12 protein-coding genes are annotated in these 13,757 nt (G+C 41.6%); 7 read left to right on the top strand and 5 right to left on the bottom strand.

The window, feature by feature from the left end; all coding sequences use genetic code 11:
• Positions 1 to 315 precede the first annotated feature (315 nt).
• The 5 genes from ftsH (at position 316) to M0221_RS10150 (ending at position 5,161) form a co-directional block, all read left to right on the top strand.
• Positions 316 to 2,211, top strand: coding sequence for an ATP-dependent zinc metalloprotease FtsH (ftsH, locus tag M0221_RS10170; protein WP_020444182.1), 1,896 nt, complete (start codon positions 316 to 318; stop codon positions 2,209 to 2,211).
• Positions 2,212 to 2,365: 154 nt separating this feature from the next.
• Positions 2,366 to 3,262 (top strand): dihydropteroate synthase, encoded by an 897-nt coding sequence (folP, locus tag M0221_RS10165; RefSeq protein WP_263241584.1) that lies wholly within the window; start codon positions 2,366 to 2,368, stop codon positions 3,260 to 3,262.
• Between the two features lie 131 nt (positions 3,263 to 3,393).
• The gene (locus M0221_RS10160; RefSeq protein WP_201531096.1) at positions 3,394 to 3,675 is read left to right on the top strand and encodes an FAD assembly factor SdhE; all 282 of its coding nucleotides are present in this window, start codon (positions 3,394 to 3,396) and stop codon (positions 3,673 to 3,675) included.
• 87 nt (positions 3,676 to 3,762) lie between these two features.
• Positions 3,763 to 4,221 carry a hypothetical protein gene (locus M0221_RS10155; RefSeq protein ID WP_483283748.1) on the top strand — a complete coding sequence of 153 codons (459 nt, stop codon included), beginning with the start codon at positions 3,763 to 3,765 and terminating at the stop codon, positions 4,219 to 4,221.
• A 223-nt stretch (positions 4,222 to 4,444) separates the two neighbouring features.
• Complete coding sequence (locus tag M0221_RS10150; protein ID WP_483283747.1) at positions 4,445 to 5,161, top strand: YidB family protein; 717 nt, start codon at positions 4,445 to 4,447, stop codon at positions 5,159 to 5,161.
• A 118-nt stretch (positions 5,162 to 5,279) separates the two neighbouring features.
• Here the strand turns inward: M0221_RS10150 and M0221_RS10145 are convergent, their stop codons facing one another.
• The 3 genes from M0221_RS10145 to trmB form a co-directional block, all read right to left on the bottom strand.
• Positions 5,280 to 6,401, bottom strand: a complete 1,122-nt coding sequence (locus tag M0221_RS10145) for a regulatory protein RecX (protein WP_483283746.1) — start codon at positions 6,399 to 6,401, stop codon at positions 5,280 to 5,282.
• Positions 6,402 to 6,441: 40 nt separating this feature from the next.
• Entirely contained in the window at positions 6,442 to 7,500 is a 1,059-nt protein-coding gene (recA, locus tag M0221_RS10140; protein ID WP_020444176.1) for a recombinase RecA, read from the bottom strand.
• Between the two features lie 1,020 nt (positions 7,501 to 8,520).
• Positions 8,521 to 9,342 (bottom strand): tRNA (guanosine(46)-N7)-methyltransferase TrmB, encoded by an 822-nt coding sequence (trmB, locus tag M0221_RS10135; RefSeq protein WP_483283745.1) that lies wholly within the window; start codon positions 9,340 to 9,342, stop codon positions 8,521 to 8,523.
• A gap of 219 nt (positions 9,343 to 9,561) precedes the next feature.
• Between trmB and M0221_RS10130 the strand changes: the two genes are divergently transcribed.
• Positions 9,562 to 10,491, top strand: coding sequence for a DUF2628 domain-containing protein (locus tag M0221_RS10130; RefSeq protein ID WP_263241595.1), 930 nt, complete (start codon positions 9,562 to 9,564; stop codon positions 10,489 to 10,491).
• Positions 10,492 to 10,545: 54 nt separating this feature from the next.
• Here M0221_RS10130 and M0221_RS10125 read toward each other — a convergent pair whose 3' ends face one another.
• Together M0221_RS10125 and M0221_RS10120 are read right to left on the bottom strand one after the other, a co-directional pair.
• Positions 10,546 to 12,429, bottom strand: coding sequence for a monovalent cation:proton antiporter-2 (CPA2) family protein (locus tag M0221_RS10125; RefSeq protein WP_483283744.1), 1,884 nt, complete (start codon positions 12,427 to 12,429; stop codon positions 10,546 to 10,548).
• A gap of 74 nt (positions 12,430 to 12,503) precedes the next feature.
• Positions 12,504 to 13,208, bottom strand: a complete 705-nt coding sequence (locus M0221_RS10120) for a hypothetical protein (protein WP_149492069.1) — start codon at positions 13,206 to 13,208, stop codon at positions 12,504 to 12,506.
• A gap of 245 nt (positions 13,209 to 13,453) precedes the next feature.
• On the opposite strand from M0221_RS10120, the gene M0221_RS10115 reads away from it, so the two are divergent.
• Entirely contained in the window at positions 13,454 to 13,750 is a 297-nt protein-coding gene (locus M0221_RS10115; protein WP_149492070.1) for a hypothetical protein, read from the top strand.
• The last annotated feature ends 7 nt before the right edge of the window (positions 13,751 to 13,757 follow it).

Genomic DNA, 13,757 nt, shown 5'->3' with positions numbered 1-13,757 from the left:
CTGCTTGAATTATTCAGGTTAATACCACATATCATGATATATTAACTTTGTTTGAAATCAACTCTTAAGCATTTTTCTAAGTGCTTATATGATATTTTTAGCAAAGTCGTCTGACAGTAAGCGCCTTATAAACTCAGTTATTTATCGTTATTGCGCGGCTTATTTCTCTAATAAAAATATAAGGTTGTTTTATACCTTAAATTTGCAATGAGAAATGATAATTCGCCAATAGACTTTGAATAGCGAGACATACGTTTATATATAGACGTCACGTGTTTAGTAAACACACCAATAAGTATGGGATGGGAATAACTAGTGAGCGACATGGTAAAAAATACCTTATTGTGGCTGGTGGTAATCGGCGTTTTAGTGCTGGTGTTTAGTGGCTTTGATAAATCATCTGAGCCCGATAACCTTAACTACTCTGAATTTGTGACCGCTGTGTCAGAAAATCAAGTAGCCAGTGTTGAGATCGATGGCGAGCAAATCACCGGCGAGAAGAAAAATGGTTCTGAATTTGAAACCATTCGTCCAGCTGTGATGGATGACGAGCTGATGCCATTGCTGCGTGAAAATAAAGTTGAAGTCCAAGGCACTGCACCGAAGCGCCAAAGCGTATTGATGCAATTGCTGATAGCCAGTTTCCCAATTTTGCTGATTATTGGTCTGTTTTTATTCTTTATGCGTAATATGCAAGGCGGCGCGGGCGGTAAAGGCGGTGGACCGATGAGCTTTGGTAAATCAAAAGCCAAAATGCTAACCGAAGACCAAATCAAAGTAAATTTTGAAGACGTTGCTGGTTGTGAAGAAGCCAAAGAAGAAGTCGTCGAAGTCGTCGAGTTCTTACGAGACCCGGATAAATTTACCAAGCTTGGTGCGACGATTCCACGCGGTATCTTGATGGTAGGTCCTCCAGGTACGGGTAAAACGCTATTAGCAAGAGCTATTGCTGGTGAAGCTAAAGTACCTTTCTTCTCGATTTCAGGTTCTGACTTCGTTGAGATGTTCGTCGGTGTTGGTGCGTCACGTGTCCGTGATATGTTTGAACAAGCGAAGAAAAGCGCGCCATGTATTATCTTTATTGATGAGATTGATGCTGTCGGTCGTCATCGTGGTTCCGGTATGGGCGGCGGTAATGATGAGCGTGAGCAGACATTGAACCAATTGTTGGTTGAGATGGATGGATTTGAAGGCAACGAAGGTGTTATCGTCATTGCTGCCACTAACCGTGCAGATGTTCTTGATAAAGCACTATTGCGTCCGGGTCGTTTTGACCGTCAGGTACAAGTTGGCTTGCCAGATATCAAAGGTCGTGAGCAAATTCTTAAAGTGCATTTAAAGAAACTGCCTAATACTATTGGTGTTGACGCTCATGCCTTAGCCCGTGGTACGCCAGGATTCAGTGGCGCCCAGCTTGCTAACCTTGTTAATGAAGCGGCATTGTTTGCCGCGCGTCGTAACAAGCGCAGCGTCGATATGAATGATTTTGAAGATGCTAAAGACAAGCTATATATGGGTCCTGAGCGTAAATCAATGGTCATACGTGAAGAAGAGCGCCGTGCTACTGCTTACCATGAAGCAGGTCATGCGCTAGTCGCCGAGCTGCTACCGGGTACCGATCCTGTGCATAAAGTCACTATTATGCCGCGTGGATTTGCGCTTGGTGTTACGTGGCAGTTGCCTGAGCACGACCAAACCAGTATGTATAAATCAAAAATGCTGAGTGATATTGCGATTTTATTTGGTGGTCGTATCGCTGAAGAAGTCTTTATCGATCAAATGTCGACGGGTGCCTCAAATGACTTTGAACGTGCGACCAAAATGGCACGAGCAATGGTAACCAAATACGGCATGTCTGATGCGCTTGGTATCATGGTCTATGAAGATGATGACAGCTCACAAGGTTACTTTGGTGGCGGTGGTCGTACGATTTCAGAAGCAACACAGCAAAAGGTTGATGAAGAAGTACGCCGTATGCTAGAGGAGCAATATGATATCGCTCGTGAATTAATTGAAGGCAATCAAGAAAAGATGCATGCTATGGTAGATGCCTTGATGAAATGGGAAACCATTGACCGCGATCAGCTGCAAGATATCTTAGCGGGCGAACAACCTCGTCCACCAAGAGTCTATCAGCATCATGAAGTGAACTTATCAAAGAATGATGTGAAAACAACCGGAATGACTCCTCCGCCATTACCAGCGATGTAAAAGTTACTCTTAAGTTTTGAATAAAAAAAGCCCTTTTAACAAAGGGCTTTTTCTTTATTACCAATTTAGAATGACATCAGATTTACTGGTATCATAAGCATTATAAGTTAGAGCTAAAATCAATTTTACGAATTCAAATTATCATGGATAAGTTATGTCACTATTCCAACCCTTAACTGCTTATACTGTGACCAGTCGTGATAAGGTTTTAGATTTATCACAGCCTCATATTATGGGCATTTTAAATGTCACGCCAGATTCGTTCTCAGATGGTGGGCAGTTTGATGCAGTTGATAAGGCAGTAGCACGATGTAAAGAGATGATCGATGCAGGTGCTACCATCATCGATATTGGCGGCGAGTCTACCCGTCCAAATGCTGAAATGGTGGCGACTTCTGATGAACTACAGCGTGTGGTGCCAGTCGTGACAGCGATTAGGCAGCAGCTAGGCGATGACATATGGCTATCCATTGATACCAGTAGTCCTGAGGTTATGCACGCAGCGTTTGAAGCAGGCGCGGATATTTGGAATGATGTACGGGCACTCAAGCGTGAGGGCGCTGCGCTGATGGCAGCTAAGCTTAACATTCCTGTTATGCTCATGCATATGCGCGGTGAGCCAACCACGATGAATAATCTGGCACAGTATGATGATGTGGTTAAGGAAGTCATGACAGAGCTAAAAGTGCGTATTGATGAAGTGACAAGTATGGGTGTCATGCGCGAAAATATTATTATTGACCCCGGTTTTGGCTTTGCTAAAAACTATCAGCATCACTGTGCATTATTGAGTGAGCTTAAGCGCTTACAAACACTCAAACTGCCAATGATGTTTGGTATTTCACGCAAGCGATTTTTAGCAGAAGTGCTGACCAAAACAGGTCTAGAAGCGCTTGCTACCACCCAACCGCTTGAGCGTGATAACGTGGGTACTGCTGCAGGTCTTTTTGCATTGCAGCAGGGGGCAAGTATCATTCGTACTCATAATGTCGCTATGATGCAGCAAGCCATAGCGTTATGGAGCCAGCTATCTGCATATGATAAAAGCTAATAATGGTGATTATGTCTATAATTAAGAACTTATAATCAAAAATAAATTTATCGATGATAATAATTGTGAACGATAGAGTTTTGGTGCTTTATATTTATTTACATACCTTTTAAACGAATGAGAATACCTTTATGACCATTAATAACCAGCCAGAGCCCACCAATGAGCAACGCCGTATTATTTATCAAGCCCGCCGTGGTTTGAAAGAGTTGGATTTTTATTTTGAACCCTATATTAAAGAGCTTTATTTAACGGCAGAAGCTGCCGAACAAGAAAGCTTTGCGCAAATGCTGACTCATGAAGACCCAGATTTATTAGATTATTTTACCAATCAAAACCGACCAGAAGATGAGGCGATATGGGAGTTGGTTAATAAGATTAAGACGTGGCGTCACAGTAAAAGTCTGAGTTAATTGTTTAAATGGCTAGTTTTATTTTTTGATTGTTAAAGTAGTATTGAGTCTTTTCTATTAATCAGAAATATTCTTTGGTAGCTCACTATGACAGCATTAACCTCGCTACGTATCGATACTGCTATTAAACCTATAAGCTATTTATATCTGATATTTTATATTGCATTATTCAGTATCGTTATGGTATTGGGGGCGCTTGCTTCATTAGCCTTATGGCAATATGTCGTTATACTCCTCATCAGCGCTGCAGTCATTGGCTATTTAGCATTATCACGACCCATACTATTACATCTAAGCCAGCCGCCACTTGATAAAAGTGTTTATCAAGATTGGCAGTTATTAATACGTACGAGTCGTGGGGATGCCTTGTGGCAAGCAAAGATCAATACGGTCAGTCAATCTCATTGGGTTATCTGTTTTGATTTTAATATCGTAGAGCCTTATAAACGCCGATTTTCTGTAGCTATATTCCGTGATCAGGTTAATACCGAGCAATGGCGCGAGTTGACCATCTTGTCAAATATGATTGCAAACAAAACCGTTTAATTGAACTTAGTTTCAATTGTAGATGCTTAACTGCCTTATCTTACCGTACTAAATTATCTACTACATCTCATAACAAAATGCCTATCTAGAGAGGCAAATAGATTTGCTATATTGGAATTTATATTTATAGGTCGGTTTAAATAGTAGGTGATGGTAGCAGTCGTTACTTTGCTATACCAAAACCTGTATCGACGAATTTTATTATAATAAAAAGGATAAAGTTATGAGTTTGCTAGGGAATTTAGTGAGTCAAGTAGCACGTAGTGCCATGGATCCAGAGGACGCACAGCGTAATCCAGTTAATCAACGTATCAATCCGCGTCGTACTGGCGGTCTTGGTGATATATTGGGGAGTGTGCTTGGCGATGGCAATCAGTCAGCAGGCTATAATCCACAACAGTATGAGCGCCGCTCAGCAGACAATGGTTTTGGTTTAGACGATATTATCGGCGGGTTAACAGGTGGCAAACAGCGCGGTGGCATGAGTTCAGGTACTGGTGGACTTGGCGATATTCTAGGTAGCGTACTTGGTGGTCAAACGACGAGAGGCGGCTTTGGCGGTAAAGGTATGCTTATCGCTGCTCTTATGCCTATGGTACTGAGCTGGATAAAGCGCAATGGTGGATTAAGTGGTGCTCTCTCGAAAATTACCGGTATGGGCTATGAAAAACAAGCACGCTCTTGGTTGAGTACTAATGAGCTTAACGATAATCTTGATCCCAATGATATCAATCGATTGTTTGATGATAGTGAAATACAGCAAGTCGCTGCTCATACAGGCGCTAACGAGATAGAGGTGCGTCAAGGGTTGGCTGAGCTATTACCGGAAGTCATGAACCAATTGACGCCAAATGGTAATTTAGATAACGAACCTGAAGCCAATGAAGAAATTGACCAAATTATCAGTCAGCTATCAAGTCGTCTAGGGGCACTGAAATAATTAGGTTATCATTTATAGCATTTAAAACGATAAAAAAGCGCACCTGATTAGGTGCGCTTTTTTATATCTAAAATATAATAGCGAACGACAAAGGTTAAAATTTTTGCATTAAAAATTGCTAAAAACGTTCATCTAAAGTATCTAACGTATAGTTCAAGGCCCCAAAGCAAATATCACTATTAAAGCCGCGATACTGTAAAAAGCGCAGCTGCCTTGCTTTGTCTTTCTGTTCAGTGGGTATGTCATCACCGTATTTTTTGATACGTGCTGTGACTGCCAGTTTGAGCCAGTCTATGCCTTCGACTAAATTATCTGCGTTATCATCTATAAATTCACTAAACTCGTCAGACTCAGCATTGGCCATATCGATAAGTTCATCTATATTATCGGGCATCGCCATCTTTTTATGATGGAATTCTTGCTTGATACGACCTCTGCCGCGTCCTTTTCTGATATTTTCACGAATCAGCATTAGAGTAGTGCGGTAATCACTTTGATAGCCTTTTTCTTCAAACTCATCGAGTAGGGCATCAATTTTAGCCACTTCTTGCTCTTTATCTAGCAATTTTTGCTTAAGCTCAGCCTTACCGTATTCGCGGCGTGACAAATAATAAAATGCCAACCAACGTAAGCGACTTTCTGCTTTGATTGCATCCATTTCCGCTTGGCGCTGCTCAGGCGTGCGCAAATATGCCTTTAGAGCAGCTGGTAGGTTGTCGATTTGGCTGTTTTGGTCGCCTCCCTGAGTATCATGAGCAGCTACCGATTCAAATGCTGGTTCTGAGTTCATCAAAGCTGAATCAATGCCAGTCTCATTAATAGAGACACTATCTTCTTTATTGTCATGAACCGCATGTTTAACTTCAGCCAGCATCTCTTTGATACTTTGCGCAGCAGGTGGCTGATAAGTAGGTACACTATTAGGCTCAGCGTGAAAGGTAGCAGCTGGATGAAAGTGTTTTTTACGTTTTTTGGATTTGGATGAAACTTTTAAAGAGGAAGAGGCGCCAATCGAATCTGCCGTAAAGTTAGTATGGTTACCTACTGTGCACTTCTCATCTAAATCATGTGTATTTAGATGCTGAGAGCGCTTGCCAGTTTTACTGGTACTTTTAGGCTTGTCTTTATATGAGTACCTAGTAGATGAATGTTGTTCAATGGGTTTCTGGTTTTTATGCGTAGAACTCGCTGAATCAGTATCCGACTCAGCGAGTATTTCAGCTAACGTTTTAATTTTCATAAGACATCATAGTTGCTGATAACGGTTTGAAAATATACCGTTATTGTACAGGTTCAGAAGCTAGTTCTTCGTTAGTCTCAGCCACGACCGCTGCTTTGCTGTCATCTTTTACGCCGAGTTTTTCAGCACGGATTTTGGCTTCTATCTCTTCAGCAATAGCAGGGTTCTCTTTTAAGAACAGTACAGAATTGGCTTTACCTTGACCGATTTTCTCATCGCCATAGCTGTACCAAGAGCCTGCTTTACCAACTGCACCAATCTCAACACCCAAATCAATCACTTCAGCTAAGTGATTGGTGCCTTCACCGTAAGTAATCTCAAATTCAGCTTGGCGGAATGGCGGTGCCATCTTGTTTTTGATGACTTTAACGCGAGTTTGGTTACCGATGATTTCATCACCATTTTTGACTGCACCGATACGGCGAATATCCATACGTACCGAGGCATAGAACTTAAGCGCATTACCACCAGTTGTGGTTTCAGGACTACCAAACATCACGCCGATTTTCATACGAATCTGGTTAATAAATAACACCATACAGTTTGAACGTTTGGCGTTACCAGTGATTTTACGTAAAGCTTGGCTCATCAAACGGGCTTGCAGACCCATGTGTGAATCGCCCATCTCGCCTTCAATCTCGGCACGCGGCGTCAAGGCTGCGACCGAATCAATAACGATCATATCGATTGCACCTGAGCGTACTAACATATCGGTAATTTCAAGTGCTTGTTCACCATTATCAGGCTGTGAAAGTAGCAAGTCATCCGTATTCACACCAAGCTTGCGGGCATATACAGGGTCCAAGGCATGCTCAGCATCGATGAAGGCACAAACGCCGCCCTGTTTCTGGCACGCTGCAATTGCCTGCAATGTCATAGTCGTTTTACCTGAGCTTTCAGGGCCATAAATTTCAACGATACGACCTTTTGGCAAACCGCCAATCCCGAGTGCAATATCTAAACCTAATGAACCAGTCGATACCACGTCGACATCAAGCGTTGCTGAGTTGTCACCCAAATGCATGATGGTATTTTTACCAAACTGCTTTTCGATTTGAGCTAGTGCAGCTTTAAGTGCTTTGGCTTTATTGTCGTCCATGTAGGACTCCTTGTTATCAATCATTTATAAGAATAAGTTGTATTAATATCAAAAACGGCTTGTTCAATGTTATCAATGACAATGTAAGCTATCGCTGATAGCATTTTGAACTAAGCTTAGAGTAGGTAATGAGATGAGTCTTGTAGATCGCGATGTCAGTTACATCACGCTACTATACAGTAAAATTAGATGCTGATAAAAGCGAAAAAAAGTTTAGAGATTTTAATGAGGCTCGTAGGGCTTGCAACTTATATCACCAGATTATGTCTTCCTCTAACTTTATATCATTGTTTATTAGATAGGGTAATTATAACAAAATCCAAGGCATATATTGAGCATAACTGAATACTAGGCGACAATAGATGTCGTATGGGAAAACAAAAATATTTGTATATAATTCTCAAAATTGCTGTTCATATTTGAACCTGATGAGCATACTATTTGTCAATAGTTTTGGAAGTTATCCACAATAAATAAATAAAGTTTATTTAGCCAGTGTGAAACATATCATAGGATAAAATTAATATTAAAAATTTTATAAATAAATTATTTTACTTTTAAATTATCATTAACCTATTGATTTTAATAAATTTTTAAATCGTACAAAAAATGAACGATTTTACCTAAGCCTTTAAGCTATCTAGGCAAATGCTTGTCAAGTAGCGACTTATGCACAGGGTTATCCACAGCTTATGGGGAGAACTCACCAAGCCCTTACGGTATCAATGATTGCGCAGACAAGAGTTATCATTTAATTTACAAAACTTGGCTATTTCTGATTTTACAAGTTTAAATTTAGCAGGATTTTAGTATGGGCAATGCCTATGTTTCACATCTGTGCTGATAATTTTTTTTCGAATTGAAAGCTATTGATACTCATCAAACATATTTATAGTCAGTTATATCAGTCTTTAACCCTTATGAGTAAAAGGTTTGAAGACTGATAGATATAAAAAAGCGGCTAAGATACTGATAAATATCTTAGCCGCTTTAAAGGAAGCCGACGTAATGCGTTTGGTATTAGTCTTTTAAATAGATTAAATCCCAAACCCCATGTCCGCTTGCTAGACCGCGGCGCTCAAATTTTGTCATTGGACGAAAGTCAGGGCGGGAAGTGAAATTGCCTGCGCCTGCTTGATTGCTTAAGCCTGCAAAACCATCCAAAACTTCTACCATCCAAAAGGCATAATGTTCCCAGTCAGTGGCGGTATGGAACCAGCCGCCTTGCTTTAGGCTGCGGGTGACAATCGCCATACGCTCAGGGCTAACAAAGCGGCGTTTATGATGGCGCTTTTTTTGCCATGGGTCAGGAAAGTAGAGCTGAATGCGATCGATATGGTTTTCTGGTAGCTGTTTGAGTAGTTGAATGGCATCACCATTGATGATTCTGACATTACTCAAATTTTGAGTACCAGCCATATAAGCGCATTTGCCGATACCCGGCTCATGGACTTCAATGCCAACAAAATTACGACTTGGCTCGGCTGCTGCCATTTCAATGAACGAATCCCCAAGTCCAAAACCAATCTCAAGGGTCAAGGGTGCCTCACTGCCGTTTGGCAATCCAGCAAATAGCGCGCGCAAATCGTCAATACCTTCAAGATTACCATCACCAAAGCTGTTATTAACCAAGTAATGCGCAAATTCAGGCGCCGTCAATGCCAGCTCGGCATTTTTATTCATGTGCGTACGGCGTTTCATAAAGGTGTTGACGATACGAATATGCTTACTGCCGTCAGGTGCGACCTCATTGCCACTAGTAGCATTAGTGTCTAAAGATTTTTGATCATCGGTAAGGCTGGTGGCGTCGACGTTGGTATTAATATCAGGATGTTGACTCATAGGATTAACAAGGCTTAATAAATGGGTAGTGCGCTTATTATAAGTGAAATCTGTACGGCTGTGAATGAACAATACTTTTTTAATAATGTTAGCGCGTTTTGTAATTTAGGTGCACTATTTATCTAGTGTTTCTCTGGCCCATACAATGCTATTAGCGTTATCATATAATCCCAATAGTTAAGTTAAATGTCTTTTTAATCGCATGTAAGGCTTGTCACTATGTTATTTATTGAGACGGATTCGCCGCCCCCTTTTTACCAAGAAAAATTGCCTCCTGCCAGACGCACACAACTGGATAAATGGTTTATCGGGCATCGTAGCCAACGCTATTATCTAAAACGCTTTAAGCAATTTGATGAACAAGGCTATCTGTCGCCAAAATGGCATTGGGCAGCATTTTTTGTGACCTTTCCATGGTTGCTCTATCGTAAGCGTTATATGGATGCGCTCGTCTACAGCGTGGCAGGATGGTCGTTTATTCAGCTTAATATCGCGCTAGTCTTGGTAGCGGTTGAGTTCTTAGTAATGCCTTATATTGCTGATGCTTATCAGATGACGATACGCGTTAGTATTGCCGCGCTGATTTGGCTGTTTTGGTCGTTTATGGTGGCACGTTGGACGGATGCTTACTATTACCGAATGGCACGACGTGAGATTGCCGACGTGATTAATGACTATCCACAAGATGCGCGCTTGCAACAAGCCCATCTAAGCCAAGAGGGCGGGGTGAGCTTATTTGGGCTAGGATGGGGTTTTGGATTTTTTGCCTTTATATTAATGGTCATTAAAGTGCAGTTCTTACCCATTATCGCCAAACCAAAAGAAAACGAAGTGCTGTTTGATGCGTATGATACCGTTAAAACCACGCAAAATTATGTGGCGCTAGCGTATCGGCAAACAGGACAATGTCCGCTGGATCTGCCTATCGATAGCGGTACTGAGAAGGTGCATATTGAGATCGATCGTAGCGCAGCTGGTGTTGCAGAAACTGATTGTGTAGTGATTGCGACCATTCAAAATGTAAAATTTCCTATACGCTATCTCAATGATCAAACACTGGTCTTTTATCATCTGCCAAACAGTGATGATTGGGAATGCATCAGTTCATTGAATAAAAAACAAGCGCCGGAAAATTGTAGCCCTGATTAGGTGGCTACAAAGATTGAGAATTATTTTTGACAACTATTTCTATAGTTGAAAAAATTAATGCTTAGATTCAGTCGTATTATTTTCATCATCGACTGGTATGGCTTGGCTTTTTAGCGCTTCATAAAAATCGCTCAAGTCCATCTTACGCGCTTTGCCAATATCTTCATCAAATAAGCTTTCAAGCTCCGCCATCGATGATTGAGCCGACTCAATCATACTGGCCTCATCATCATAAATAGCTTGTTGACGTTCAATCAGATCATCATCATAATCACGGAAAGTTTGCACTGTCTCACGCGCTTTTTCTGGTGAGATGCCAAGCAATTGTAGCGACTCACGCGACATATCTAGCGAGGACAAATACGTCTCACGCCAGATATGACGAACCCCAACCTCACGTAATCGGTAGTAATGCTGGCGGTCACGTGCCCGTGCTAAGATAATTAAATCTGGATAGTTTTTACGTAAATATTGGGCGGTAGTGATAGAACGCTCTAAATCATCGATGGCAAGGATAAAGACACGTGCTTTTTTGATACCTGCTGCACGTAGGATTTCAGGGTTTTTTGGATCACCATAATAGACTTGGTTACCGAATTTACGGACAAAATCGACGCGGTTTGCCGAGCGCTCAATCGCGGTAAATTCAATATTGTGCATACGTAGCACACGACCGATAATCTGACCGACTCGCCCAAAGCCAGCAATAATCACCTGATGCTCATGATCTGGAATCGTGTCGTATTCGCGGCTTGGTTTGCTTTTGGCAAATAATGGCTCGCCGACTTTTTCTAATAACAAGAATGCCAAAGGAGTGAGTGCCATAGAGATGGTTACGATCAGGTTTAACGTATTGGCAAGTTCAGGTTGTAAGACGTTTTGGGCACTCGCAACACTGAACAAGACAAAAGCAAATTCACCACCTTGAGCCAGTGTAACCCCCAGTCGAATGCTGGTTGGCCAGCGATTACCTGAGATTTTTGCAATAGCTGTAATCACTCCGAACTTGATAAACATTAATGCCATCGCACAGCCGATGATAAAAATGGGTTTTGCTAATATCAATTTCACATCGGTCAACATACCGACTGACATAAAGAACAGACCTAATAACAATCCTTTAAAAGGCTCGATACTGGCTTCAAGCTCATGGCGGTATTCAGAATCCGCCAACAGTACACCAGTTAAAAATGCGCCCAACGCCATTGAGAGCCCGATTTGACCCATCAAAATCGATACACCCATTACGATAAATAGCGCGACTGCCGTTAGTAATTCTGACGCACCACTTGAGGCAACAAATTTAAAAAATGGACGAACGACGTAGCGACTGGCAAAGATAAGCCCAGCAAAAACCGCAAAAACTTTACCAAAATAAATCAAATCATAGCTTTGTTCACGCACCCCTGATAAGAAAGGAATGACCGCTAATAGAGGGATAACCGCAATGTCTTGGAATAATAAAATCGTAAAGGCTTCACGGCCATGAGTGCTCGATAGCTGCTGTTTTTCAGTCAGAATTTGTAGGACAAAGGCGGTAGATGAGAGCGCAAGCCCGAAGCCAACGATAAAAGCAGTATCGAGCTGCAAGCCAAAAATCTGATGTAACAGCCCCATCAATAAGACACCAGTCAAACCAACTTGCAAACCGCCAAGGACGAATATTGAGCGCCTGAGTGCCCAGAGCCTTGATGGCTGCAGCTCAAGCCCAATGATGAACAGCAGCATCACCACGCCAAACTCAGAGAAATGTAATAAGCTCTCAGCGTCACCTGCCACGTCCAGTACACTTGGACCTAATATCAATCCTGTGATCAGATAACCTAAAACCGTCGCAATACCAAAACGTTTACCAAGGGGTACAAAGAGCAGGGCTGCTCCCAAGAAAATTGTCGCTTGTAACATTAAATTTGGTGAGCTGGCGGCGGCAGCGAACATCTGGAATCCTTAGCAATGACGATAAATGGGCAGTACAACAGCAGTATTAGAAATAAAAAGCAATTTTATAACGATTATTTTTTACGATAAATTTTCCACACGCCATTATCTGCCAGCGGATTGTTATAAGCATCGTTACGGCGCTTGCGTGGTGTCTGTCGACTGTCTACGATTTTAAAATCGGGTAGGGCATGGACAATAAGTCCCGTTCGATAAAACCGTACCCGTTCAGGCTCTAGCATCTCACCCTTATTATCTCGGCAAAATACATAAGCACGCAAATCAATAAACTCACGGTGCGCGACCAAACGCGTCTCCTCATCCTTATCAAACGCAGCAGTCATACGTGCAATGTCATCAGCACTATAATCGCCGCATTTATCCGTAAGTGCCCCGACCGAGCCGAAACTCTTGGATTCTTTTGCATGGGTTTTGGTCAGATGTAGGCGCTGCACATGATATATAAACTGCGGTATCTCAAGGCTGGCAGGCAGTGGCAAATAGTCAGGCGGCAGATTGGCAGCAGGATAAAACGCCATGGCGCGTTCAAGCAAATTGTGCCAACGTTGCTGATAGGCTTGGACTTCTGCTAAGTTACCTTCATAGATAGGCATGTCACGAATTTGACGTAAGATATCAGGTGGAAACTGTACGTCTCGAAAGCGAGCAATGTCTTCTTGCAGCGTGGATAATAAAACTTTGGCGTGTTTTTTGCCATCCTTTGAAATCGGGTCATCGATATAGCTTGGGGCGACGAATGGCGCTGAGCGTCTAGACATAGCAGAAGGTCATCCATTGGTGGCAAATGTGGCGTTTCAATTTTCAGTATACAGAATTTATATTAAAAATATGACAGTGAGGCTAAATTTCTCATCATTTTTAACATGTGATTACATTGATAAAAGTCAGTGTGATATTGGTATATGCGGTATGGAGATATTTCATTTTGCTATATTTGATTACTATTAATCGCAAGATAGGGCATTAAATATGGCTTAAATGAAAAAATAGAAAGAGAAGACTTATGAATAATACTCTAGAAAATAAGCTTGCTATACTTAATCGCCTTAGCTTATTAAAAAATATTGGAAAGATAATATTAAGAATTATAGGTGCAGGATTGGCACTTATAATTGGACTTTGGCTAATAATGGCATCGAATATGGGACCCGCTTATTTGCCTCATATCATGAATGGTGACTTGGATTTTTGGATTCGCATGACTTTGCTAGGAGTGGGATTGGGTGTTTGGATAAGCATTGCCGTATGGTTATTGTGGCTTATACTGTGTTGTTTTTATGATTTCATTAGACGTCATTAACAATTGA

It is taken from the genome of Psychrobacter sp. ANT206 (assembly GCF_056880555.1).
Note: the sequence above shows the minus strand (reverse complement) of the source record. Positions and strands in the feature narration are given on the sequence as shown.